A 22,940-nucleotide genomic window follows, 5' to 3' on the forward strand; every position below is an offset into this window, starting at 1 on the left:
GTCACCAGGTGCCACCGAAAACTTTGTCGGCGTTCTCGTTCAGCGCGGCGCAGAGTTCGGCGACGGAGATGTTCAGCACGCCGGCCATCTTCCGCACGGTGTGCGGGATCAGATACGACGCGTTGGGCTGGCCGCGATGCGGGGAAGGCGTCAGGTACGGCGCGTCGGTCTCGACCAGCACACGATCCAGCGGGGTCACCGCGAGGGCGTCGCGCAACGACTGCGCGTTCTTGAACGTGATCACGCCGGCGAAGCTCAGGTAGGCCCCACGATTGACGCACTCGCGGGCGAACTCGGTATCACCGGAGAAGCAGTGCATGACGAGGCGCTCCGGCACGCCCTCGCGATCGAGAATGCGCAGGATGTCGTCGTGCGCGTCCCGGTCGTGAATCATCAGGGTCTTGTCGAGCCGCTTGGCCAGCTCGATATGCGCGGCGAACGACTCGTGCTGCGCGGCGCGGCCCTCGGGCCCGGTCCGGAAGTAGTCCAGCCCGGTCTCACCGATCACCCGCACCCGCTCGGAACTGGCCGCCAGCCGCTCGATCTCCGCCAGCGCCTCCGCGAGATCACCGGCCTCGGCATGCTTGGGGGCCTCGTTCGGATGGAGGGCGACGCCCGCGATCACACCCTTGTACGTCGCGGCGGCCTCAACGGCCCACGCCGCCCCGGGCAGATCGCACCCGACCTGCACGATCCGGGTCACGCCGACGGACTTCGCGAGCTTGATCGCCTCGGCGGCACCGAGCCACGCGCCGTCTTCCCCGTCGGCGATATCGAGATGACAGTGCGCGTCGACCACGCTCATCGGCAATGGATCGGGCACCGCCGGCCTGGTCCGGTCGCGGGACCGCCCATCCTCCCCGATCGCGGCCCGCTCTCGCGTCGGCCGCTCCACCTCCGCACCGTCAAACCCCATGCCCCCACCCTATCGCCGCCCACCGACACCCCAGCCCGGGCCTGGAGGTCGGCAGCGTCGGTCAAGCCCGGGGCCAGAGCGGGTTACGGCCGGCTTCGGTCAGGCCTGGGGCCAGAGCGGGTTACGGCCCGCGAGGGCGAGGGCCTGGTGGAACGGCGAGGCCGTCGGTGGTACGTCCACCTTGGGTCCGAAGACGCCACCCTGGCGAGCCATCTCGGCGAAGGCCTGCAGCTGGTTGAGGAGTTCCTCGGCGACCGGCGGTTCCGGCTCGAACGGCTGGCCCGTCGCGACCGCGAGGTCCCACCCGTGCAGCAGGTACTCCGCGAAAACCATGCCCGCGACCATCGAGGCCGGCATCTTGCCTTCGCCGGACAGCCCGGTCTCCCCTTCGGAAGCGGAGGGCTCGGCCCAGGCCCTACCGGCGGCGCGCGCCTTCTCGTCGTACACCTTGGCCCATTCGGTCAGACCGCCGTGCGCCGCGATCGCGTCGTACGACTCGTCCAGGGGTGGCGGCTGCTGCTTGCGCGCGGCCTTCTCGGCGCGATCGCCGGTCCATTGGCCGAGGTGGTTCACCAGGGTGCGGACGTCGAACTCCGGGCAAGGGGTTGGCCCGTCGAGCTGTTCGGGGTTCACACCGGCGACCACCTGGGTGGTCAGCTCGGCCGCGGCGGGCATCAAGGCTCCGCTGGTCATGGTTCCTCCAAGGTTGATTTCCCTTGACCGTAGGCCACCGGTACCCGGGCCATCTTGGACAAAAACGACAAGCGGCCGTGCCTTCATCGGTCTGCATCCGCTCTCCCCCGACCGCCGACGTCAGTGGTTGCGAGGACCCTAGGAGGGCGGAAGCGGACCGCTGAAGGCGAGCCCTCAGTCGGCCAAGCGGGGGAACAACGAGTCGCCCTTGACCAGGACGGCGCCTGCGGGCAGCTGGCCCCAGGTGCCGGCGGTCTGGATGCGCTGGTCGGTCAGCGGGCCGAGCTTGTCCTCGGCGCCGAGCAGCGTCCACAACTTGGCGGCGGCCTTCGGCATCGTCGGGTGGTGCAGCACCGCGACCGCGCGCAGCACCTCGGCCGACGTGTACAGAATGGTGGCGAGCCGGGCCTTGAGCTCCGGGTCCTTGGCGACCTTCCACGGCTCCTGCTCGGAGACGTAACCGTTGACCGCCCCGACCAGATCGTTGATCGCGGCCAGCGCGTCGTGGAACGCCAGCGAGTCCATCGCGGTGTCGGCGACCCGGGCCGCGACCTCGAGCCGATCCGCCAGCGCCTGCTCGGCCGGGCCGTGATCGACCGGCTCGGGCAGTACGCCGTCGAAGTACTTGCCGACCATGGCCGCGATCCGCGAGGCCAGGTTGCCCAGGCCGTTCGCCAGCTCGGAGGTATAGACCGCGCTCAGGTGCTCCCAGGAGAACGAGCCGTCCGACCCGAACTGGATCGTGCGCAGGAAGTAGTACCGGAAGGCGTCGGAGCCGAAGTGGTCCGTGATCTCCTTCGGCGCGATGGCGGTGAGCTTGGACTTGCTCATCTTCTCGCCACCGACCAGCAGCCAGCCGTGCGCGAAGACCTGCTTCGGTACGGCGACACCGGCGGCCATCAGCATGGCGGGCCAGATCACCGCGTGGAAGCGCAGGATGTCCTTGCCGACGAGGTGCACGTCAGCCGGCCACAGCTCCTCGAACCGCTCCGGGTCGGTGCCGTAACCCGCGGCGGTCACGTAGTTGAGCAACGCGTCGATCCACACGTACAGCACGTGCTTCTCGTCCCACGGCACGGGAATGCCCCAGTCGAAGGTCGAGCGGGTGATCGACAGGTCCTGCAGGCCCTGCTTGACGAACGCGATCACCTCGTTGCGCGCGCTCAGCGGCGCGACGAAGTCCGGCTGCGACTCGTACAGCTCGAGCAGCTTGTCGCCGTACTTCGACAGCCGGAAGAAGTAGTTCGTCTCCGAGACCATCTCCAGCTCGGTACCGTGAATCGTGCAGCGCTTGCTGCCGTCCTCGTCGACCTTGATCTCGGTCGGCAGCTTGAACTCCTCGCAGCCGACGCAGTACAGGCCTTCGTACTCACCCTTGTAGACGTCACCGCTGTCGTAGAGCGTTTGCCAGAACTCGCGGACCCGCTCGGTGTGCCGCTTCTCGGTGGTCCGGATGAAGTCGTCGTAGTCGATGTCGACGTCGACCCAGGCCGGCTTCCACGACTCCTCGACCAGCTTGTCGGTCCACTCCTGCGGGCTCATGCCCTGCGCCTGGGCGCTGCGCATCACCTTCTCGCCGTGCTCGTCGGTACCGGTGAGGTACCACTTCCGCTCGCCGCGTTGCGCGTGCCAGCGGGTGAGGACGTCCCCGGCCACGGTCGTGTAGGCGCTGCCGATGTGCGGCGGGGCCGTGACGTAGTAGATCGGGGTGCTGACGTAGAAGGCCTTCTCGGACATAACCGAATTCTAGGTGCGCCCGGGTAGTGCTTTTTACCGCTGCGGCTCCCCCGGCGTGCGCTTCTGGTCGCCGCGGGCGGCCAGGACGGCGTCGTACACGGTGCGTTTCGGTACGCCGAGGCGCTTGGCCACATCCGCGATGGCCTGCTTACGCGGCGTACCCGCCTCTTCGTCGGCGGCCACCTCCGCGGCCAGTTCCGCCGGGCCGAGTTCGCGATCGGACGGATCCACCCCGGCCACGACGACGGTGATCTCGCCGCGAACACCCTCCGCGGCCCACTTCGCCAGCTCGGCCGCGCCGCCGCGTTTGACCTCTTCATAGGTCTTCGTCAGCTCCCGGCACACCGCCGTACGCCGCTCCGGGCCGAACGCCTCGGCCATCGCCTCCAGGCTCACCGCGAGCCGGTGCGGCGCCTCGAAGAAGACCATCGTGCGCTGTTCTTTCTTCAGTTCCTCCAGCCGCCGGGCCCGCTCACCGGCCTTGCGCGGCAGAAACCCCTCGAAGCAGAACCGGTCCACCGGCAGCCCGGACAACGCCAGCGCGGTCAGTACGGCGGACGGCCCGGGCACGGCCGTCACCGGAATCCCCGCCTCGATCGCCGCCGCGACCAGCCGGTACCCCGGGTCCGACACGCTGGGCATGCCAGCGTCGGTCACCACCAGCACGGTCTGGCCCTCGATCAGCGCCTGGACCAGTTCGTCGGTGCGCTGGCGCTCATTGCCCTCGAAGTAGCTCGTCACCCGCCCGGTGACGGTGATCCCCAGCTCGGTCGTCAGCCGCCGCAACCGTCGCGTGTCCTCCGCGGCGACCACATCCGCCTCGGCCAACGCCCGCGCCAACTTCGGCGTCGCATCCCCCAAATCCCCAATCGGCGTCCCCGCCAAAACCAACCGCCCACCACCGCTACTCATGGCAACAGGGTGAAAGCGTCGATGTGGCGAGGCCGCACGGCCGAGAAATGCCGCCGGTCCAGAGTTGCGATCTCCTGGACGCCGAGCTGCTCGGCGATGGCCACTACAGACGCGTCCACGGCTCCTAGCGGGAGGTCCGCATACTGGGAGATGAGGTCAGCGGTCCTGGCCAGCGTCGGCTGGTCCAGTTCCGCGAGAACGAAATCGCCGGCTGCGAGAGACCGAACGAACTCGCTCTCCACCTTGGCACCGGCTTCGCGCTCCAGCAGGTAGCAGACCTCAGTGACCACCAGCGGAGGGATCACCATCCGCTCACCGTTGAGGTGAATCGAGGTGAACAGCTCGACGCATCGGCTGTGGTTGTTGTCCCCGGAGAGTGCCGCGGCGACGAGCGGCCCGGTGTCGACGACGATCACGCGAGGCGACGCCCGAACTCTTCGCGCAGAATCTCGTCCGCTCTCTCAGAGACATCGGGACTACTCGCCTGACCCGCTCCGAACCAGGGCGGCGGCCAACTACCGTTGCTGTCCCGCTCGCTGCAGACGGCACGCAACCGAAGCCGCGTCAGCAGCTCCTCGGCAGCCGACTCCGGCAGCGCGTCGATGAGAGCGTGCAGCTCTTCGCGTGGCGTGCTCATGCGCCAAGTGTAGGAGCCGGTGGGGAGAATCTGCTGGTTGTGGCCGCGGGTGGGGGTGCGACGGCACGGGGAATCCGTACGATGGCGTGCGTGACTGCCGTGATCGATGACGACACCGCCGGCTCCGCGCCCGCACCCGGACCGGCCGAGGAGCCGCGCGAGACGCTGGGGCGCGATGTGCTCGGGCGGCGGTTGCCACCGCTGAAGCACAGGTTGTACCCGCCGATGCCGCGGGACTTCGACGGCGGCTGGATCGCCACGATCGCGATCACCTGCTTCGCCGCGATCCTGCGGTTCTGGAATCTCGGCAACCCGTCGAAGTTCGTCTTCGACGAGACGTACTACGCCAAGGACGCGTACTCGCTGCTGCGGTTCGGTTATGCCCGGCAGTTCATCGACAGCTCCGAGGGCATCGCCGACAAGGAGATCCTGAAAGGCAATCTCGACGTCTTCAAGGACACCCCGAGCCTGACCGTGCATCCCGAGGTCGGCAAGTGGATGATCGCGGCCGGTGAGCAGCTGTTCGGCATGAACTCGTTCGGCTGGCGGTTCATGCCCGCGCTGTTCGGCACGCTGACGATCCTGGTGCTGATCCGGGCCGTCCGGCGCATGACCCGCTCGACGCTGATCGGCTGTATGGCCGGCCTGCTGCTCGCGGTCGACGGCCTGCACTTCGTGATGTCGCGGGTCGCGCTGCTCGACATCTTCCTCGCGTTCTGGCTGGTCTGTGCCGTCGCCTGCCTGATCTGCGATCGCGACTGGATGCGGTCCCGGCTGGCCAAGGCCCTCGACGGCACGCCCAGCACCGGCGCTTTCGGCCGCGCGTTGTGGTTCCGCCCGTGGCGGATCGCGGCGGGCGTCTGCTTCGGCCTGGCCCTCGGCGTGAAGTGGAACGCGATCTGGTTCGTGGCCGTGTTCGGGCTGCTGACCTTCGCGTGGGACGTCGGCGCCCGTCGGGCCATCGGCGCGCACAACGCGTTCTGGCGGTCGGCCGTGCGCGACGGCATTCCGGCGTTCCTCAGCATCGTCCTGGTCGCGGTCATCACCTACACCGCGAGCTGGACCGGCTGGCTGCTGCACGACCAGTCGTACGGCCACGACTACGCCTCGAAGCACCCGGCGAACGGCGTGATGAAGGTCGTGCCGGACGACTTCCGCTCGCTGCTGAACTACCACAAGGAAGTGCTGGACTTCCACACCAGCGACTACATCAACAACGCCACCCACCCGTACTCGTCGCACCCGGGCGGCTGGATCGTGCTGGCCCGTCCGATCGGGTTCGACGCGGTCAACGACATCGCACCGGGCACGCACGGCTGCGAGGCGAAGGCACCGACCAAGTGCCTGTCGGTCATCTCCGCGATCGGTACGCCGCTGCTGTGGTGGGCCGGCCTGCTCGCGCTGATCGCGGCCGCGGTGCTGTGGATCGGCCAGCGGGACTGGCGGTTCGGCGTGGCCCTGACCGGGTTCGTCGCGGGCTGGGTGCCGTGGTTCATGTACACCGATCGCCCGATCTTCTTCTTCTACGCGGTCACGATGATCCCGTTCACGGTGATGGCGGTGGCGCTGGCGCTCGGGCGCATCCTCGGCCCGGGCCGTCCGTCCCCCGATGACCTCGCGGACTCTGGTCTTGCTCCGGCTTCGGGTTCGGCTTCGGGTTCGGGTTCGGTTGAGTACGGCGTGCAGGGGTCGAGCCCGCGCAGGTTGATCGGCAGCGCGGCGGTGGGCGCGTTCGTCGTACTGGTGGTGCTGAACTTCGCCTACCTGTGGCCGATCCTGACCGACCAGGTACTGCCGCATCCGGACTGGCTCAGCCGGATGTGGTTCAAGAGCTGGATCTAGGCCCGGGGTTGTTCCGGCGCCGCCCGGCTCGGCGGGCCAGGAGTACGTAGCCGATCGTGCCGAGCCCGGCGACGACCATGCCGCCGGAGATGAACGACCGGGTGGTCGCGTCGGCCCGGTCCCGCGCGTCGGCCGTCGCCATCACCCGGGTCGGCTCGTCGCGATCGAACCGCAGGCTCAGCTCGGGAGCGGCGTATCGCGAAGTGCCGGCTGGTTCGTGCCAGCCGGGCCGGGTGTCGCCGTGTTCGGCGATCGCGCCGATCAGGTCGGTACGGACCACCCGGCCGTTCAGTTCCTCGAACGTGACGTTGACCCGGCGGAGCCGCGGGTGTTTCTCCCCGTCGGCGATCAGCACGCGGACCTCCATCGCGGTGGCGGGCGCGCCCGAATGCAGGAGCTGCGAGGCCAGCCGTTGCTGCGGAAAGGCCTCGCTGAACTCGAAACCACCGACCACGGCGATCAACAACGCCAGGCCACCGATGTACGGCAGCAACGGCTGATCGGGCGAGGTCTGCACCTCGTCATCGTGCCACCCGTTCACACGAAGGCGTTCAGGAGTTCGAGACGGACCTGGCCGACCGGACTACGCGGGCCGGCATCCGCCCGCGTCACGACGTACAACGTGTTGAGCGGCGGCACCTCGGGCTCGGCCATCAGGTGCAACCGGCCCGCGGCGAGATACGGCTCGCACAGGTACATCGGCAACACGCTCGCCCCTGCCCCGGCCAGGACCGCTTCGAGCACTCCGCGCAGATCCGGCACCACCAGATCCACCGGACGTGACAGCCGCACCCCGAAGACGGTTCGCCAGTACCTGCGGAGAATCGGCGCCTCCTCCGCATAAGCCACCAGCGGTACGTCGCGCAGCATGTCGGGATTGATCGCCGTCACCACGTCCTCCCGGTAGATCGGCGACGCCACCAGCGCGAACGTCTCGTCGCACAGCGGCGTGACGGCCAACCCCGAACGGCGCGGCCGCACCGAACTGAGCCACACATCGATCCGCCGCGCCACCAACGCGTCCGCCATCTCGTCCGGCAGGCCGAACCGCACCCGCAACTGCAGGCCTTCGGCAACCAATCCGGCCAGCGCGGGCAAAGCCTGATGGCAGATGAAGTCGGACGCCCCGCCGAGGTGGACCGTCTCCCCCAGCAGCTCGCCGGTCTCGTCCCGGGCCAACGCCTGCAACGCGTCGATCGGGCCTGCCACGCGACGGGCCAACTCGTGCCCAGCGGCGGTCGGTACGACGCCGCGCGCGACCCGGTCGAACAACGGCCGGTCCAGGGTCTGCTCCAGCGAGCGGACGTGTGCCGTCACGGTCGGCTGCGACACCCCAAGGGCCTCGGCCGCTGCCGTGATCGACCCGGCCCGGTGGACGGCCAGGAAGCTGCGTAGGAGATCAAGTGAGAGCACATCAGAAATCCTATGGCAGACTCGCGAGAGTGTGATTGGTTTTCTATGGGTTCGAGGGCCACGATGGATGACATGACACGCATTCTGATCGCACTGACGAACCACTCGGACCTCGGCGACACCGGCAAGAAGACCGGCTTCTACGTTTCCGAGGCCGCCGAGCCGTGGAAGGTCTTCACCGACGCGGGGTTCGAGATCGATCTCGTCTCGCCGAACGGTGGTAAGGCTCCGGCCGACGGGCTGGACGAGTCCGACGAGATCCAGCAGGCCTTCCTGGCCGCGTTCGACCTCGACAACACCGCGAAGCCGTCGGACTTGAAGGCCGACGACTACGACGCGATCTTTTACGCAGGCGGTCACGGCACCATGTGGGACTTCCCAGCCGCGGCGGATCTCGCCGGCCTCGCCGCCAACATCTACGAGCGCGGTGGCGTCGTAGCGGCCGTCTGCCACGGCCCGTCGGCCCTGGTCGAGTTGAAGCTGTCGGACGGTTCGTACCTGGTCGACGGCAAGAACGTGGCCGGCTTCACCAACGAGGAAGAGGCCGCAGTCGGTCTCACCGAGGTGGTCCCGTTCCTCTTGGCCGACGCACTGAAGTCCAAGGGCGCCAAGCACCACCCGGCCGCCAACTTCACCGAGCAGGTAGTAGTCGACGGCCGCCTCGTAACCGGCCAAAACCCCCAGTCCGCCCACCGCACCGCCTCCGCCACCCTCCCCCTCCTCAAGTAACCCCACCGTCCCGCCCCTCGGCCCCCACCCTTCGGCGCGTCGTCGGACCCTTGTAACCAGGCGTGTCGCCGTTCATCGGACGCTTGTGACCAGGCACAGCGACGGTCTTTGTATTCATTCGGCGGAAGCCCTTCCCGGTGCCGCGGACCTGCGCAGGTCCGCCTACGCACGAGGGCGATTCCGACGAATGAATACAAAGCTCTGTGTTGACGGTTCTTGACAGCTTGTTCGCGAATGCCTGTTGGATGTCACAAATACGTAACCTGTGCGTGACCCTGATCGTCTTGCAGGCACCGGCCGCGGGTGAAGCGAATCCCGCAGCTTCCAGAACGCTCGCTCCGTGGCGGTTACCCGCTAGGCAGCCGCCGCGGAGCGAGTTCGCCGTGCCCGCATGACGCGATCGCCATCACTCCAGGAGGTCTGCGCCGGTGAAGAAGCCATCCACGAGGAACCCACGACTTGCGCTCTTGTCCGCAGGCTTACTAGTCGTCGCCTCAGCGCTGACCGGCAATCACGCGGCGGCCGAACCGGCGAAAACGGCGGCAACCACGGCCGACTTCCCGGCGAATCCCCTCCAGAAGCCCGGCTGGGTGCTCGACCGGAACGACGAGTTCAACGGAGCTCTCGACTCGAGTCTCTGGGTCACGAACTACCTGGAATCGCGGACGCAGGAATACCGCTCCAGGGCCCGGTACGGCTTTCGCGACAACGCTCTGGTGCTGCGGATCGACGACGACCAGCCGACGTACTACTCCAACAATCCGATGAAGGTCTCCAGCATTCAAACGGGCCAGCGGACCGACCTGCACAAGAACGACCAGTTCGATCACACGATTCCCACGGTGATCAAGTACGCCCCGCAGTACGGGTACTACGAGATCCGCGCGAAAAGCTCCGTGAAGAACGGGATCCACACCGCGTTCTGGCTGACCGGACGGCAGGACAACTGGAGCCAGCGCGGCGAGGTCGACATCATGGAGCACGCGGGCAACCACGGGCGCAGCCGCTTCAACTACAACCTGTTCAGCTGGTCGGATCCGAACCTGACCACGTCCACGCGCAGCATCCCGGTCGGGTTCGACATGACCACGGAGTGGCACACCTACGCCCTCGAGTGGACCCCGACCCAGCTCAAGTTGTACGTCGACAACGTCCTGAAGGACACGATCAACCAGTCCCTGAATTACGCGGCCGTGTTCTACCTGGGCCTTTACGAGAACGCCGGCTGGACCGGGACGCTGGACCCGAACGACAAACGCCCGAAGGAATTCGTCGTGGACTACTTCCGGGCCTACAAGAAGGCACCCTCCACGGACCCCCTCGTCAGCGGCGCCACCTACAAGATCAAGAACGCCGCCACCGGCCGGTACCTCGACTCCGATGCCAATGGCGTCGTCATCGCGGCCGCGGGTAGCACGTACGACGACCAGGACTGGGTGGCCACCAAGCACTCATCCGGCGCCTGGACCCTGAAGAACGCCAGGACCGGACGGTTTTACCTCGACTCCGAAGCCCCGAACAACGCCATCATCTGGAACACCGGCGATGTCATTCCGGATTCGCTCTGGACGGTCGAATCAGCCTCCGGCGGGTTCCGTCTGGAGAATGCGCACACCAGCAGGAACTACATGTACGCCACCTCAGGCGGCGCCGTGAAATGGAACACCGGATCGACCGACAGCAGCACCGTCTGGGCCTTCGAACGCAAGGGCTGACCTCACCGTAAGACCTTCGCCGGCACTGGCATTCCCGCCAGTGCCGGCTTTTTCGAACAGGAGCCAGCATGTACGCAGACCGAGGGCTTTTCCGGTGGGGCCGATTCCGCCGCGCCTGCAGCGTCGCCGTTCTGGCGGGCCTCGTCGCGACGACGCACGCGGTCGTCCCCGCCACCCCCGGCATAGCCTCACCCGGGATAGCCGCAGCCGGGATCGCCACCCCCGGGCTAGCCGCTGACGGGATAGCCGCTGACTGGATGGCCCAAGCTGCGGACAGTGTGCTGATCAACGAGTCGTTCAGCGCTCAGACCAATCCACCGAACTTCGGCCTGCCCGTCGGAGCCGCGGTGAACAACGGCGTCCTGAACGTCACCAGGGGAATGAGCAACTACACCACCTCGGTCAAAACGTTCGATGCGGCCGTCGCCGGGCAACGAACCCTCGACCTGAGCTTCGACTGGAAGACCGCTGTCGCCACGAGCGGCAACAAGACCGGTGTCGAACTGCGTGACACCCAGGGCAACCTCATATTCGTGATCGCCGCGACCACCACCGAGCTCCGGTACGGCGTCACGGGTCCGGTCTCGAACTCGGCGTCCGCGCCCGATTCGCTCAATCCCACGTGGACCAGGATCAGCTACGACCGCAGCAAGTGGTACACGGTCAACCTGCACCTGGACTTCACCCTGCAGCGGGTGCAGTACACGATCGCCACCAAGGAGTCCGCGGCCCGGGTGATGGCGTCGGGAACGGCGAGCGTCAACGCCAGGAACCTCGCGAAGCTTGTCGCCTGCAACTACTACGGCACCGGCGTACAGTCCATCGACAACTTCCGCCTCAGCGTGCCCGCCAACCCGGCGGAGGGCCGGCTGCGCGGCAAGACGGTGTACGCCTTCGGTGACAGCATCGTCGCCGGTCACCAGTACGCGCGCAGCTTCGTGGACTTCACCGCTGAGCGTGAGCTCACGCCGCTCACCAAGTACGCCAGGAACGGCGCGACTGTGGGTCCCGCCGGCTATTCAGGCGGCCAGATCCTCACCCAGGTGCGAAACGCCGCCGCTGCCACACCTGGCTACGTGGTGTTCAACGGCGGCACGAACGACGCCGAGGCGATCTACAACTCCCGTCTGTACCCGGTCGGCACGATGACTGACAGCTTCGATCCGGCCAGGTTCGACAACTCGACCTACGCCGGGTCGCTCGAGACGGTCATCTCCACCATGCGCAAGAAGTGGCCGACCGCGCGGATCGTTTACGTCGCCGTCCACAAGCTCGGGTCCCGCGACTGGAACACGCAGATGGCGCTCCGCGCGGTGACGCTGCAGATCTGCAGCAAGTGGGGCGTCGCGGTCGCGGACGTGTTCAACGACGCTGCCCTGGACACCCGCATCCCCGGCCACCAGGCGGTGTACACCTTCAACGGCCTGGTGAACGGTTATCCCGGTACCAACGGTAGCGGCACCCACCCGAACATCGCCGGCATCGGCTACTACCTACCGGTGCTCACCGAGGCGATGCTCCGCCCCTGACAGCACGGCGCGCCGCCCCGCCCCGTCACAAGGGTCCGATGACACGCCGGGACCTGGTCACAAGGGTCCAATGAACGGCGACACGCCTGGTCACAAGCGTCCAAGGACACGCCGGGACCTGGTCACAAGGGTCCGATGAACGACGACACGCCGCGTCACAAGCGTCCGATGACACGCCGGGAGGGGCGGGAGGGGGCGGGAGGGGGCGGAGGTGGGGGTTAGTGGCCTGGGTGGTGGGGGCCGTGGGTGCGGTTGCGGTCGCGGTGGCGTTTGCTGCTGGGTTGGCCGCCTACACCGCCGAAGAGGGCTAGGCCTTTGACCACGAGGGTTGGGGCGTTGGGGTCGATGTCGCGGGTACCGCCGCCGCCCCAGCCGCCGAAACCGCCGAAGATGCCGACGCCCTGGTTGCGGACCTGGACGCCGTCGGGAACGGTGATGTCGACGCCACCGAAGATCGCGAACGCGCGAACGACCACTTCGCGGCCTTCGAACACCGCGTCGGTCATGTCCAGGTCGTACCCGCCGAAGACGCAGATGGCGGTGGTCTTGCGTTTGACCCGCCAACGGCCGCTGCGTTCGCCGCCGCCGAAGATGCCGACAACGAAGTCGCCGTTGTCGTCGGGGTTGGCCGGCGACTCGATCGGTACGACGGACCGCCCGGTCGCCGCGGCACCGGCACCGGCACCGGCGCCGACACCAACGCCCGCGCCCGGTACGACCAGGTCATGGGTGATGGGTTCGAGTTCGCCAAGGGTCTTCGCGTTCAGGACCTGCTCGAGGCGTTCGGCGTGTTCGTCCTGGGTCAACCGGCCCGTCATCAGCGATTCCCGCAGGACCTCGATCACCTGGTCGCGGTCCACGTCGGAGGCCCGGACGTGGGCGTTCGGGTTCTGTCGCTCGGGCAGGTTCTCCATGACCCGCAACGATATCCCTGAACCGGCCGACGCCTGAAGCGGGAAAACCCCGATTCCTCCCCGGCCCACGACCCTGGCCGGGGCACGACCTGGCCGGGGCACGACCTGGCCGGGGCACGACCTGGCCGGGGCATGACGGCCTCGACGTTCGCCGCGTCACCACCGGCGGACCGGTGGACAGCGCAGAATGTTCGAAGGTGGCGGATGTCCCACCGTGGCCGGCGGCTCCGACATCCAGGTCAGAGGGTGCCCGCGGGTGGCACCGGACAGGGAGAACGAAATGAAGTTCATCATGCTCGCCTACACGAACGCGGAGAGCTGGGCCAAGGGCGACTTCGATCCGGCTGACGTTCAGGCGGCCTGCGACTTCTACGAGCAGCTCGGCAAGGAACTGACCGAGTCGGGCGAATTCGTGACGACCGCGGGCCTGGGCGACCCGACCCACACTCGTACGATCCGCAAGACCGACTCCGGGCCGGTGGCCAGCGACGGGCCGTATGCCGAGGTCAAGGAGGTCCTGGTCAGCTTCGCCATTCTCGATTGCGAAAGCCTGGACCGCGCGCTGGAGATCGGCGCCCGGGTCACGGCCGCGATCGGCGACACCGTGGAGATCCGCCCGGTGATGGACGGCGACGCGGGCGAGGTATGACCCAGCCGATGGCGGCCGACGAGGACCTGCTGCGCGCCTCCGCGCCGCGGGTCCTCGGCGCGCTGGTCCGGCGGTACGGCCACTTCGACGCGTGCGAGGACGCCGTACAGGAGGCATTGCTCGCGGCGGCCCTGCAATGGCCGCAGGAGGGCCGGCCCGACGACCCGTTGGCCTGGTTGATCCGGGTGGCGTCGCGGCGGCTGACGGACGAGCTCCGCAGTCAGGAGGCCAGGCGACGCCGGGAGGACACCGTCGCGCTGCAGGTGCCGATGGACCACTACCTGGCCCCGGCTGCGGACGAGCCGCGGGAGGTGCACGACGACGCGTTGATCCTGCTGTTCCTGTGCTGCCACCCAAGCCTGCCGAGGCCATCGCAGCTCGCGCTGACCCTTCGGGCGGTCGGCGGTCTCACTACCGAGGAGATCGCGCGCGGCCTGCTCGTACCCGAGGAGACGCTGCGCAAGCGGATCACCCGGGCCAAGCAAACGATCAAGAAGTCGGGCCTGCCGTTCCGGATGCCGCCGGTCGCGGAGCGGGCGGAACGACTCGCGGCCGTGCGGCAAGTGCTGTACCTGATCTTCAACGAGGGATACACCAGCCTCGGCCGGTCCGAACTCGCCGACGAGGCCATTCGCATCACCCGCCTGGCGTCCGCCGTACTGCCGGACGACGGGGAGGTGGCGGGCCTGCTGGCGTTGCTGTTGCTGACCGATGCGAGGCGTACGGCGCGGACTGGTCCGGATGGCGAGCTGGTTCCGCTCGACGAGCAGGACCGTACGTTGTGGAACCAGGCCTACATCGCCGAAGGCACCGCGCTGGTCACGGACGCGATGGCTCGTACGGCGCTGGGGCCCTACCAGTTGCAGGCGGCGATCGCGGCGTTGCACGACGAGGCGGATTCGCCGGAGCGGACCGATTGGCGGCAGATCCTCGGGCTGTACGACCTGTTGGTGAGGTTCTCCGACAATCCGGTGGCCAAGCTCAACCGGGCCGTCGCCGTCGCGCGGGTACTCGGTCCGCAGGCCGGGCTCGAACTACTCGACGAGCTCGAGACCGACCCGCGGCTGGCCAACCACCACCGGCTCGAAACCGCCCGCGCGCACTTCCTGGAGCAGGCGGGCCGGATCCAGGAAGCGCGCGAGCATTACCTCAAGGCCGCGCGGCTGACCACCAGCCAGGCCGAACGACGTCACCTCAACGCCCGCGCCACCCGGCTCTGAACCGCCGCGAACGTTCAAGCCCTCGGGGCAGAGGAAGGAGCGACGCAGGCGCTCAGACGCGGTTACTCTTCGCGAGGGACAAGGGTGAGCGGACGCGGAGGGCGGCGGCGATGGCGATGGCGGTGATGAGGCCGAAGGCGGCGGCCGTGCCGGGATAACCACCCAGGCCCAAGCCGAGACCACCGATGGCAGCGCCGAGGAAGACGCCGAGGCTCATACCGGCCGCGTTGACGCCGAGGGCGGAACCACGCAGGTCACCGCTTCGCCGTACCAGCAAGGTGGTCACACACGCCGCCACGGTCGCGTGGCTCGCGCCCATCATTGCCGTCAGCAACAACGCCAGCGGCAACGTGGCCGCGAAGTAGAACGCGACCACGCTCAGCAGGGCCACTCCGAGCGCGAGCACCAGCATCCGCTCCGGGCCGATCCAGGGCCGGTCCATGGCGATGTACCGCCCGGCGAGCAGGTTACCGACAAAGAACGACGCGCCGCTCAACGTCCACACCAGCGCGAACCAGCCAGGCGTGAGTTCGAACCGCTCATCGTAGAAGGCGGCCAGATAGGCGAGGTATCCCATGAAGGCGGCCGTTCGCAGCATGGCCACGAGCAGCAACGGGACCGCACCGGAGATCCGGCCGAGCGCGCGGTAGGACGCGATGTAGCCGACCCGAACGCTGTCCGCGGCGAGCGGCGCCTTCCGGCCGCGGCCACGGTAGAAGAACGCGCCCGACAAGGCGAGCGAGATGATGCCGACGGCAACCAGGTTGCCGCGCCAGCCCCAGATCAGCGCGGGCAGGGCAACCACCGGAGCCGCGAGCATCGCCGTCATCGAAGTGGTTGCCGTGACCAACGTCGCGGCCCGCCCGGCCGCCGCCTCGGACTTGAACCGGTCCGCGGCAGCGGCGCCGACCGAAGGCCCGAGCACCGAGGTGGCCGCGCCGATCAGCAGGCAGAACGCGGCCAGCGCGAAGACGTTGCCGACGGCACCCAGCAGAGACGAGATTCCCAGCAGGGCAAGGCCGTACGCCGCGACGAGCTCGCGGGCGATCCGGTCGAGCAGCGGCGCGATGGCCACGCCGACCAGTAGTGCGGCCAGTCCGCCGAGCCCCCGCAGCCCGCCGATCTCCGCCACACTGCCGCCGGTCGCGGCCGCGATCGGCACCAGAAAGGTACCGAACACGGTGAACGGCAGCAGGCTGACCGCCGCTGCCAGCAGGAAAGGCCAGATCCTGCGGGCCATCCGCAGGTCTGGTGGCACAACCTCGGCCGGTGGGGCTGCCCGGCCTTGCAGGTGGTCAGTGCTCACGGTGTGGGATCACTCCATCCTGGGCGGAAGAGTCGGAATAGCGGTAGAGACTGCTGGGGCGCGCGCTGAACTGCGAGAACGGAAAGGGTTCCGCCGACAGGGCGGCGACCCCGTGGCCAAGGAAGGCGCGCGCCACCGCGCTGCCGGTCTGAGCATAAACCGCCAGCGGCATTCCTTGCTGCAGGCAACGATCGAGGAGTACGTCGAAACTGCCGTTGCTCAAGGTCATTCCGGTCGCCACGACCGCGTCGGCCTGATCCAGAACCTCCGTCATATCGCGGGAAACCGGCAATCCGGACGCGGTCACGGCCAAGTTGAAATCGCACGGCAGGCACTCGGCGCCGCGCGCGGTGATCGCGTCGACCAACGGGTTCACCACGCCGATCAGGGCGACCTTCGAACCGGGCTGGATATCGAGCAGCCCGGCAACGGCCGCGTCCCGGGCCTTTGCCCGGACGTCAGGCGTTCCGGCCGGCAGCACGATCTCGACGGCGCCGGGCGAAAGGTGATGCGGCTCAACCGACGCCAGGTACGCGTCGAGGGCCGCGATCCGCACCGGCGTCGGGGCCGACTCGATCAGCGTCGCCAGCGGCACCCCCGAGGCGTCGGCGCAGTACGACGGGTCGAGATCGCCGGCCTCGAACGAGCAGGCGCCGAACGCCTCGCCGACCCGCAGCAGCACGTAGTAGTTGCGATACGTCACGTCCGCACCCGGCAAGCGGGTGGTGTGGTGCAGCCAGAACACGCTGATCACGGGCAGTTCGGCCGGATCCGGCCCGTACTTCCCGGACAACACGGCGTCGGTGAGTTCGGCAACGGTTTTCATGGCAGCAGGGCCAGCCTTTCGGCGTCGTAGGGAAACGTCGAAAGCTCCGCCCGTCCGGCAGGCTGGAAGCAGTAGAGCAACGAGCGCCGATCGAGGGCGGTCGAGTTGGGCGCGGAGCGATGCACCATCAGCCCCGGGAACATCAGCACCGAACCGGCCGGGGCCGTGACCGTCACGGCCTGGCCGGCGTCCACCGCGAGCGGGTCGACCAGCAGGCCGGTCGGGTCCAGCGGGTCACGCCGGGCCGGACCGTCCAGGTGGCTGCCGGGCACCAGTTGCATGGCGCCGTTGGCCGCGGTGTTGTCGTCCAGCATCACGATCGCGGTGGCCACGTCGAAAGCGGCGTCACCGGCGCAGCAGTACCAGTACGGGAAGTCCTGGTGCCAGGCGAACTCCGACCCGACACCAGCTCGCTTGAAGTTCAGCTTCGAGACGAACGGCCCGACTTCGTCCACCCCGAGCATCGAGGCCATCGGCGCCGTGAGCCGCGGCTCGGTCCACAGCGCTTCCAGGTCGGAGTGAAGGCCCGACACGGGCGCGAGGCTGCGCACGGCCTTGCCCGGCGCGTCGGGCTCCCAGTGCACGGTGGTACCGCGAACCTTCTCCAGCCGATGCCCATCGGGCCAGATCGTCACCTCGGTCTGCCCGGATTCGGAGGCGGCCACGACCTCGTTGTGCACAAGCTCGGCGACAGCGCGCAGCCGATCCACCTCCGCGGGGCCGAAAAGCCCCGTCAGCAAGCGAAATCCCTGCTCATCCGTCATGTCACACACCAATCCCCGGTCGGTCTCGGGGTCCAGCTTAGTGCGACAAGGTCGCGTTAGTACACTCAAGAACGCACCTCCTCGACCGCGTACGCGTCGGCCAGCCGGCTCGCGTCCCGGCGGTCCCAGGACATCGCGGACCACGGCACCGCCAGCTCCTCCAGGGAGCTGATCTCGCGCGGCCGCATCGCGTCCAGCGAAAAAGCCTCGGCATGACGGGCGAAAGCCGACTCGGCGTAGCGGTTGCCGGTGTCCGCCGCGATGAACACGTGCCGCCGCGACGAGTCGCACGCGTGCTCGTACATCGCCGACAGGTACGCCGCGCCCGCGGAAAGCCCAGCGAAGACGCCACTCGAGCGCAGCAGGTCCACCGCGGCCGACATCGCGTACTCGAACGATACCCAGTGCAGCCGGTCGTACAGGTCGTGCCGCACGTTCTGGAACTCGATCGAGCTGCCGATACCGGCGATGATCATGTCCGGATCGCAGGTCTTCTCCGCCCCGAAGGTGACACTGCCGAACGGCTGGACCCCGACCAGGTTCACGTCCCGCCCGCTGTTGCGCAGGTACTGCGCGATGGCTCCGGTGGATGCCCCTGTACCTACGCCACCGACGAGGCACAGCGGACCGGTGGGAACCAGCTCGTCGATCAGCCGCGCGACCGCCGAATAGCCGAGGTAGTGGATGTCATCGTGGTACTGCCGCATCCAGTGGTAGGACGGATTGGCGCGCAGGATCTCGTTGATACGCCGGACGCGCAGGTTCTGGTCCAGCTGCAGGTTGTTCGACGACGGCACCTGCTCGACGGTCGCGCCGAGAATCTCCAGCTGGATCCGCAGCGTCCGGTCCACCGTGGTCGATCCGACGATGTGACACTTCATGCCGTACCGGTGACAGGCCAGCGCGAGGGCGTGCGCGTAGATGCCACTGGAGCTGTCGATCAGGGTGTCCCCCGGGCTCACCACGCCGGTGTCCAGCAGATGCCGGACCGCCCCGAGCGCCGAGTACACCTTCATCGTCTCGAACCGCAGGCAGATCAGATCGTCCCGGACCCGGATCGCGTCGGGATCCTTGATCGCCTCGGCCAAATGGTCGTACAGCACCGGACTCATCGGGTCACCCGGAACAGGAACGTCTCGACATCGTCGCCCGGCCAGTCCTCGTGATGGACCACCTCCAGCCGGAAGCCCTCCTGTACGGCGTACCGGGCGATTCCGCGCAGGTCGGCCGTGTTCGACACGATCAGGTAGATCTCGCCATCGGGCGCCAGCAGATCCCGGGCCACGATCTGATCGAAGAAGCGGGTGGCGATGCCGGCGCCGACACAAACGTTGCGAACGGCAACCGGGTCGTCCGACACCCGTTCCGCCACGGCCGGCGGGTTGAAGGTGATCACGTCATACGGCCCGTCCGGCACCTCGTCGAACAGATCGGACACAATCGGCCTCAGCGCGGCGGAATCCCCATGAATGCGGCGAAAATGGTCCGCCGCGACCGCCACACTGTCCGGATCGATGTCGACGGCAACGATCTCCGCGGCACCGACCTCACCGGCGATGACCGCCTCCACGCCGAGGCCGACGCCCATCGCGACGTACGACCGGCCGGCCACGTCGATGGTGCCGTCGAGCAGCCGGGCGTGCACCAGCCGGCTGGTCTCCCCGGGCTGGAACACGCCGGGCGGCAGGTCGAAGTCCCAGCCGTTCCACTGGTAGGTGCGGTGGGTGTGCAGCTCGGGTCGGGGCGGGTTGACCGCACGGATCTCCGCGACGGACAGTGTCGCGGGCAGGTGATCGATACTCAGTTCGGTCATCAGGCAAACCTCTCGTGTCGGCACCGGTTGGACGGTCAGCACGGGCGGAGGACGGAGAACGGGTCAGGCGGCGCGGAACGGCTCCCGGCCGACTCGCGCGGCAGCGAGCAGTCGCTGGGTCTCTGGATCGGCGGGTTCGGCCAGTACGGTGGCGGGATCGCCGCGTTCGACGACCCGGCCATCGGCCAGCACCAGCAGGTGATCGGCCACGGCGGCAACAAGGCCGAGGTCGTGGCTGATCCACAGCAGGGCCATACCGTCGGCCTTGAGCCGCCCGAGTACGTCGAGCACCTTGCGGGTGCCCTCCTCATCGAGCGCGGTGGTGATCTCGTCGCAGATCAGTACGTCGGGTCCGGCCAGCAAGGCCCGGGCCAACGCCGACCGTTGCAGCTCACCGCCGGACAACAACCCTGGTGTCCGGCGGGCGATCGACTCGTTCACTCCCAGCTGTGCGAGCAGCTCCACCGCCTCGGCACGCGCCTTCTCCGGCGACAACCCGCGCAGGCGGATCGCCGTACGGGCGACCTGCTCGAGAATCGGCCGGCGGTCGTCGAAGGAGCCACGCACCTCCTGCCAGACGTACTGCACGCGTCGAACCTGCTCGGCCGAACGTTTACGCAGCACGGGCAGGTCGTCGCCTGACAGCGTGAGGCGTCCGTCGTACCGCTCGTGCAGTCCGGCGAGACAGCGGGCCAGCGTGGTCTTGCCGCTGCCGGATCGGCCGACGACGCCGAGGCAGTCGCCACCCGCGAGTTCGAGGTCGATCCCTTGCAGTACAGGCGATCGGCCTCGTCGACGAAGCGCCGCATTCAACCCTGTCACGGTCAGGACGGGCTCCAGCGCGGGTCGCGCCCAGTCCGGATCGAGGGCGGCGTGTGGAGGTAGCACCGAGGCCGCCGTGCCGCTGCGTTGCACCTTGCCCTCGGCAAGTACGACGACCTCGTCCGCGAGCGCCCGGACCAGGTCGAGGTCGTGGCTGAGCAGGAGAATCCCGAGGCCACGCTCGGCCAGTTCCGCCAACTCGCCGACCAGCTGCCAGCGAGTGACGGAGTCGAGGCCCGTGCTCGGCTCGTCGAGAACCAGCACGTCCGGGCCGCACACCAGCGCCTGGGCCAGTGCGATTCGTTGCCTTTGGCCCCCAGAGAACTGGTGCGGGAATCGCCTCAGCACTGGTCGGTCGCCCGGCAGTTGGGCCGCACGCATCGCCTCGGCCACATCACCGGCGTGCAACCGGGCCAGTTCGCTCAGGCCAGCGCCGATCCGGCGAGCCGGGTTCAACGCACTGCCCGGGTGCTGCGGCATGTACGCCACCACCCGGCCAAGCACCTTCGCCGCCGCGGCGGTCGGGCCATTGGCGTCCACGACCTGAACACCGCCGACCTCAACCGATCCACGCAGCGAGACGCCTGGCCCGGCCTCCCCGAGCAAGGCCAGGGCAGAGGTCGTTTTGCCGCTGCCGGAGGCACCCACCAACGCGGTAATCCGGCCGGGTGTGACCTCGAACGAGACGTCATCGACCAGCACCACGTCACCAGCGGTGGCCGTCAAACCCAGGACCTTGACCGTCATCGTGTCAGCACCACCTGGCGGGAGCGTGCGACCAGCCGGTCGGCGAGCAAGTTGAAGCCGAGGGTGAACGCGACCAGCAGCAGCGCCGGAGCGAGCACCGCCCACGGCTGCAGCAGCAGGCCTTCGCGATTTCGGGACACGCTCACGGCCCAGTCCGGCGCGGTCGGGCTCAGCCCGAGGCCGAGGAAGTTGACCGAGGCAACGAGGAAGACGGCCAGCGTGATCCGGGTACCGATATCCGCCGCGACCGGTCCGAGTACCGATCGGCCGACGTACCGCAAATGGATGCCGATCCAGCTCTCGCGTTGCATGCGCAGCGCCTCCACCACCGGGCTGCTGGCCGCGTCCAGCGCCGCGGCGCGGACCAGCCGGGCCACGGTCGGAACGTTGACCGCGGCAACGGCCAGCGTGATCGCGAGCGGCGAGGCCCGCCAGCCGACCGCCACCACGCTGATCACCAGCAACGACGGCAACGGCAGCAGGATGTCAAGCGGCCGGATCAGCAGTTCGTCCAGCCAGCGGTGCGGCGCCGATGCCGCGACCAGGCCGATCGTGCCGCCGACGAGATAAGCCACCGCGACCGCGCCGATGGCCATACCGAGAGCCGTCCGGCCTCCGATCAGCAACAGCCCGAGCACGTCGCGGCCAAGGCCGTCCGTGCCGAGCAAGTGGCCGTCGCCTGGCATGTACGGCATTCCGGGGCGTAGGTCCAACCTCGGTTCGATGAACGGCCCGAGCGCGGCAACGGCCAGGGGTACGACGACCAGGATGACGGCGATCGCGAGCGGCGTACGGCGTAGGAGGTTCCTCATCGCAGCAGCTCGGTCCGCGGTACGAGGCGGTTGCAGAGCAGGTCCGCGCCGAGGTTGATGATGAGCGCCGCTACGGCCAGTACAAGCGTCAGCCCTTGCACCACAGGGATATCGCGCGCCTCTACCCCCGAGATCAAGGCCGTTGCGAAACCGGGGATGGCGAAGATCGCCTCGACCACCAGAACCCCGCCGAGCAAGGTGTCACCGGTCCGGGCCAGCTCTTGCACGCCCGGAACCGCCGCGTTCGGCAGCACGTGGCGCAGGAGGATCCGCCGGCGCGGTACGCCGAGGCGGCGAGCCTGGACCACGTAGTCGGCGTTCAGGGCGTTGACCGTGCCCGCGCGGACCTGCCTGGACAGCAAACAGACCGTGCGTCCGAGCAGAACCGCGACCGGCAGAATCAGCAGGGCCGGCTGGCTCACCAGGTCCGCGCCGGTGGAACCAACCCAGGTCGCGGGCAGTACGCCGAGGCGCAGCGAGAACACCGCCACCAGGACCACGGCGATGACGAAGTCCGGGATCGCGCTCAGCGCCAGCGTGACCGAGCTGATCGCGCGGTCGATCCGGCCGCCTTCGTGCGTACCGGCAAGGATGCCGAGGGCAACCGCCAGCGGCAGTACGACGGCCAGGGTCGCGAGCGTGAGTACCAGCGTCGCGCCGACCGAGGACCGGACGATGTCGAGCACCGGTCCCCCGCTGGCCAGCGAGGTGCCGAGGTCTCCCGTGAGCACGCCGCCGGCCCAGTCGAAGAACCGCTCCAGCGCGGGCTGGTTCAGCCCGAGCTGCTCGCGCAGGCGCTCCACCTGCTCGGGTGTGAGCGTCTCGGTGAAGCGCATATCCGCGGCATCACCCGGCAGCAGCGCGGTGAGCACAAAAACGAGCGCGGACAGCACGGCCAGCTGGACAACCGCCAGCAAAGCGCGTTGAGCCGCATACGAGCGCAT

23 protein-coding genes are annotated in these 22,940 nt (G+C 68.3%); 6 read left to right on the plus strand and 17 right to left on the minus strand.

What is annotated here, in order from left to right:
* Position 1 precedes the first annotated feature (1 nt).
* The 6 genes from ACFFGN_RS27265 to ACFFGN_RS27290 form a co-directional block, all read right to left on the minus strand.
* Entirely contained in the window at positions 2 to 916 is a 915-nt protein-coding gene (locus tag ACFFGN_RS27265) for a TatD family hydrolase (protein WP_380052974.1), read from the minus strand.
* A gap of 99 nt (positions 917 to 1,015) precedes the next feature.
* Positions 1,016 to 1,609: a TIGR03086 family metal-binding protein gene (locus ACFFGN_RS27270; RefSeq protein ID WP_380052976.1), complete on the minus strand. Its 594-nt coding sequence runs from the start codon at positions 1,607 to 1,609 to the stop codon at positions 1,016 to 1,018.
* Positions 1,610 to 1,783: 174 nt separating this feature from the next.
* Positions 1,784 to 3,346, minus strand: coding sequence for a methionine--tRNA ligase (metG, locus tag ACFFGN_RS27275; RefSeq protein WP_380052978.1), 1,563 nt, complete (start codon positions 3,344 to 3,346; stop codon positions 1,784 to 1,786).
* 33 nt (positions 3,347 to 3,379) lie between these two features.
* Entirely contained in the window at positions 3,380 to 4,258 is an 879-nt protein-coding gene (gene rsmI, locus ACFFGN_RS27280; RefSeq protein ID WP_380052980.1) for a 16S rRNA (cytidine(1402)-2'-O)-methyltransferase, read from the minus strand.
* The gene (locus ACFFGN_RS27285; protein ID WP_380052982.1) at positions 4,255 to 4,674 is read right to left on the minus strand and encodes a type II toxin-antitoxin system VapC family toxin; all 420 of its coding nucleotides are present in this window, start codon (positions 4,672 to 4,674) and stop codon (positions 4,255 to 4,257) included. Before ACFFGN_RS27285 ends, rsmI begins: the two co-directional genes overlap by 4 nt.
* A complete protein-coding gene (locus ACFFGN_RS27290) occupies positions 4,671 to 4,895 on the minus strand; it encodes a hypothetical protein (RefSeq protein WP_380052984.1) in 225 nt (74 codons plus the stop codon). Before ACFFGN_RS27290 ends, ACFFGN_RS27285 begins: the two co-directional genes overlap by 4 nt.
* A 225-nt stretch (positions 4,896 to 5,120) precedes the next feature.
* On the opposite strand from ACFFGN_RS27290, the gene ACFFGN_RS27295 reads away from it, so the two are divergent.
* Entirely contained in the window at positions 5,121 to 6,737 is a 1,617-nt protein-coding gene (locus tag ACFFGN_RS27295) for a dolichyl-phosphate-mannose--protein mannosyltransferase (protein WP_380053435.1), read from the plus strand.
* Here the strand turns inward: ACFFGN_RS27295 and ACFFGN_RS27300 are convergent.
* Complete coding sequence (locus ACFFGN_RS27300; RefSeq protein ID WP_380052986.1) at positions 6,721 to 7,254, minus strand: hypothetical protein; 534 nt, start codon at positions 7,252 to 7,254, stop codon at positions 6,721 to 6,723. The two genes, ACFFGN_RS27295 and ACFFGN_RS27300, sit on opposite strands and share 17 nt — an antisense overlap.
* Before the next feature lie 20 nt (positions 7,255 to 7,274).
* Positions 7,275 to 8,150 carry a LysR family transcriptional regulator gene (locus ACFFGN_RS27305; RefSeq protein WP_380052988.1) on the minus strand — a complete coding sequence of 292 codons (876 nt, stop codon included), beginning with the start codon at positions 8,148 to 8,150 and terminating at the stop codon, positions 7,275 to 7,277.
* A 72-nt stretch (positions 8,151 to 8,222) separates the two neighbouring features.
* Here ACFFGN_RS27305 and ACFFGN_RS27310 point away from each other — a divergent pair, with 72 nt between their 5' ends.
* From ACFFGN_RS27310 to ACFFGN_RS27320, 3 genes are all read left to right on the plus strand, one after another.
* A complete protein-coding gene (locus ACFFGN_RS27310) occupies positions 8,223 to 8,879 on the plus strand; it encodes a type 1 glutamine amidotransferase domain-containing protein (protein WP_380052990.1) in 657 nt (218 codons plus the stop codon).
* Between the two features lie 467 nt (positions 8,880 to 9,346).
* The gene (locus tag ACFFGN_RS27315) at positions 9,347 to 10,594 is read left to right on the plus strand and encodes a family 16 glycosylhydrolase (RefSeq protein WP_380052992.1); all 1,248 of its coding nucleotides are present in this window, start codon (positions 9,347 to 9,349) and stop codon (positions 10,592 to 10,594) included.
* Between the two features lie 68 nt (positions 10,595 to 10,662).
* Positions 10,663 to 12,123, plus strand: coding sequence for an SGNH/GDSL hydrolase family protein (locus ACFFGN_RS27320; RefSeq protein ID WP_380052994.1), 1,461 nt, complete (start codon positions 10,663 to 10,665; stop codon positions 12,121 to 12,123).
* A gap of 218 nt (positions 12,124 to 12,341) precedes the next feature.
* Here the strand turns inward: ACFFGN_RS27320 and ACFFGN_RS27325 are convergent, their stop codons facing one another.
* A complete protein-coding gene (locus ACFFGN_RS27325) occupies positions 12,342 to 13,037 on the minus strand; it encodes a DUF1707 SHOCT-like domain-containing protein (protein WP_380052996.1) in 696 nt (231 codons plus the stop codon).
* 280 nt (positions 13,038 to 13,317) lie between these two features.
* On the opposite strand from ACFFGN_RS27325, the gene ACFFGN_RS27330 reads away from it, so the two are divergent.
* On the plus strand, positions 13,318 to 13,686 hold the full coding sequence (locus ACFFGN_RS27330) for a YciI family protein (RefSeq protein ID WP_380052998.1): 369 nt from the start codon (positions 13,318 to 13,320) through the stop codon (positions 13,684 to 13,686).
* Positions 13,683 to 14,906 (plus strand): RNA polymerase sigma factor, encoded by a 1,224-nt coding sequence (locus tag ACFFGN_RS27335; protein WP_380053000.1) that lies wholly within the window; start codon positions 13,683 to 13,685, stop codon positions 14,904 to 14,906. The genes ACFFGN_RS27330 and ACFFGN_RS27335 overlap by 4 nt, the downstream gene beginning before the upstream one ends.
* 52 nt (positions 14,907 to 14,958) lie before the next feature.
* Here ACFFGN_RS27335 and ACFFGN_RS27340 read toward each other — a convergent pair whose 3' ends face one another.
* The 8 genes from ACFFGN_RS27340 to ACFFGN_RS27375 form a co-directional block, all read right to left on the minus strand.
* Positions 14,959 to 16,212, minus strand: coding sequence for an MFS transporter (locus tag ACFFGN_RS27340; RefSeq protein ID WP_380053002.1), 1,254 nt, complete (start codon positions 16,210 to 16,212; stop codon positions 14,959 to 14,961).
* The gene (locus tag ACFFGN_RS27345) at positions 16,202 to 17,038 is read right to left on the minus strand and encodes a Rossmann-like domain-containing protein (protein ID WP_380053004.1); all 837 of its coding nucleotides are present in this window, start codon (positions 17,036 to 17,038) and stop codon (positions 16,202 to 16,204) included. Before ACFFGN_RS27345 ends, ACFFGN_RS27340 begins: the two co-directional genes overlap by 11 nt.
* Positions 17,035 to 17,802, minus strand: coding sequence for a phytanoyl-CoA dioxygenase family protein (locus ACFFGN_RS27350; protein WP_380053006.1), 768 nt, complete (start codon positions 17,800 to 17,802; stop codon positions 17,035 to 17,037). The genes ACFFGN_RS27345 and ACFFGN_RS27350 overlap by 4 nt, the downstream gene beginning before the upstream one ends.
* A 65-nt stretch (positions 17,803 to 17,867) precedes the next feature.
* On the minus strand, positions 17,868 to 18,914 hold the full coding sequence (locus tag ACFFGN_RS27355; RefSeq protein WP_380053008.1) for a pyridoxal-phosphate dependent enzyme: 1,047 nt from the start codon (positions 18,912 to 18,914) through the stop codon (positions 17,868 to 17,870).
* Complete coding sequence (locus ACFFGN_RS27360; RefSeq protein ID WP_380053010.1) at positions 18,911 to 19,615, minus strand: methyltransferase; 705 nt, start codon at positions 19,613 to 19,615, stop codon at positions 18,911 to 18,913. The genes ACFFGN_RS27355 and ACFFGN_RS27360 overlap by 4 nt, the downstream gene beginning before the upstream one ends.
* Positions 19,616 to 19,678: 63 nt before the next feature.
* Positions 19,679 to 21,184, minus strand: a complete 1,506-nt coding sequence (locus tag ACFFGN_RS27365) for an ABC transporter ATP-binding protein (protein ID WP_380053012.1) — start codon at positions 21,182 to 21,184, stop codon at positions 19,679 to 19,681.
* On the minus strand, positions 21,181 to 21,996 hold the full coding sequence (locus tag ACFFGN_RS27370; RefSeq protein ID WP_380053014.1) for an ABC transporter permease: 816 nt from the start codon (positions 21,994 to 21,996) through the stop codon (positions 21,181 to 21,183). Before ACFFGN_RS27370 ends, ACFFGN_RS27365 begins: the two co-directional genes overlap by 4 nt.
* Complete coding sequence (locus ACFFGN_RS27375) at positions 21,993 to 22,940, minus strand: ABC transporter permease (RefSeq protein WP_380053016.1); 948 nt, start codon at positions 22,938 to 22,940, stop codon at positions 21,993 to 21,995. Before ACFFGN_RS27375 ends, ACFFGN_RS27370 begins: the two co-directional genes overlap by 4 nt.

This window comes from Kribbella deserti (assembly GCF_042434725.1).
Taxonomy (GTDB): Bacteria; Actinomycetota; Actinomycetes; order Propionibacteriales; family Kribbellaceae; genus Kribbella; species Kribbella deserti.

Excerpts from the sequence above, each read along its gene's own strand:
- ACFFGN_RS27350 (WP_380053006.1), bottom strand. The coding sequence starts at position 17,802 with ATGACGGATGAGCAGGGATTTCGCTTGCTGACGGGGCTTTTCGGCCCC.
- ACFFGN_RS27345 (WP_380053004.1), bottom strand. The coding sequence starts at position 17,038 with ATGAAAACCGTTGCCGAACTCACCGACGCCGTGTTGTCCGGGAAGTAC.
- ACFFGN_RS27375 (WP_380053016.1), bottom strand. The coding sequence starts at position 22,940 with ATGCGCTCGTATGCGGCTCAACGCGCTTTGCTGGCGGTTGTCCAGCTG.
- ACFFGN_RS27295 (WP_380053435.1), top strand. The coding sequence starts at position 5,121 with ATGCCGCGGGACTTCGACGGCGGCTGGATCGCCACGATCGCGATCACC.
- ACFFGN_RS27290 (WP_380052984.1), bottom strand. The coding sequence starts at position 4,895 with ATGAGCACGCCACGCGAAGAGCTGCACGCTCTCATCGACGCGCTGCCG.
- ACFFGN_RS27365 (WP_380053012.1), bottom strand. The coding sequence starts at position 21,184 with ATGACGGTCAAGGTCCTGGGTTTGACGGCCACCGCTGGTGACGTGGTG.
- metG (WP_380052978.1), bottom strand. The coding sequence starts at position 3,346 with ATGTCCGAGAAGGCCTTCTACGTCAGCACCCCGATCTACTACGTCACG.
- ACFFGN_RS27265 (WP_380052974.1), bottom strand. The coding sequence starts at position 916 with ATGGGGTTTGACGGTGCGGAGGTGGAGCGGCCGACGCGAGAGCGGGCC.
- ACFFGN_RS27355 (WP_380053008.1), bottom strand. The coding sequence starts at position 18,914 with ATGAGTCCGGTGCTGTACGACCATTTGGCCGAGGCGATCAAGGATCCC.
- ACFFGN_RS27335 (WP_380053000.1), top strand. The coding sequence starts at position 13,683 with ATGACCCAGCCGATGGCGGCCGACGAGGACCTGCTGCGCGCCTCCGCG.
- ACFFGN_RS27370 (WP_380053014.1), bottom strand. The coding sequence starts at position 21,996 with ATGAGGAACCTCCTACGCCGTACGCCGCTCGCGATCGCCGTCATCCTG.
- ACFFGN_RS27360 (WP_380053010.1), bottom strand. The coding sequence starts at position 19,615 with ATGACCGAACTGAGTATCGATCACCTGCCCGCGACACTGTCCGTCGCG.
- ACFFGN_RS27330 (WP_380052998.1), top strand. The coding sequence starts at position 13,318 with ATGAAGTTCATCATGCTCGCCTACACGAACGCGGAGAGCTGGGCCAAG.
- ACFFGN_RS27320 (WP_380052994.1), top strand. The coding sequence starts at position 10,663 with ATGTACGCAGACCGAGGGCTTTTCCGGTGGGGCCGATTCCGCCGCGCC.
- ACFFGN_RS27310 (WP_380052990.1), top strand. The coding sequence starts at position 8,223 with ATGACACGCATTCTGATCGCACTGACGAACCACTCGGACCTCGGCGAC.
- ACFFGN_RS27270 (WP_380052976.1), bottom strand. The coding sequence starts at position 1,609 with ATGACCAGCGGAGCCTTGATGCCCGCCGCGGCCGAGCTGACCACCCAG.
- rsmI (WP_380052980.1), bottom strand. The coding sequence starts at position 4,258 with ATGAGTAGCGGTGGTGGGCGGTTGGTTTTGGCGGGGACGCCGATTGGG.
- ACFFGN_RS27325 (WP_380052996.1), bottom strand. The coding sequence starts at position 13,037 with ATGGAGAACCTGCCCGAGCGACAGAACCCGAACGCCCACGTCCGGGCC.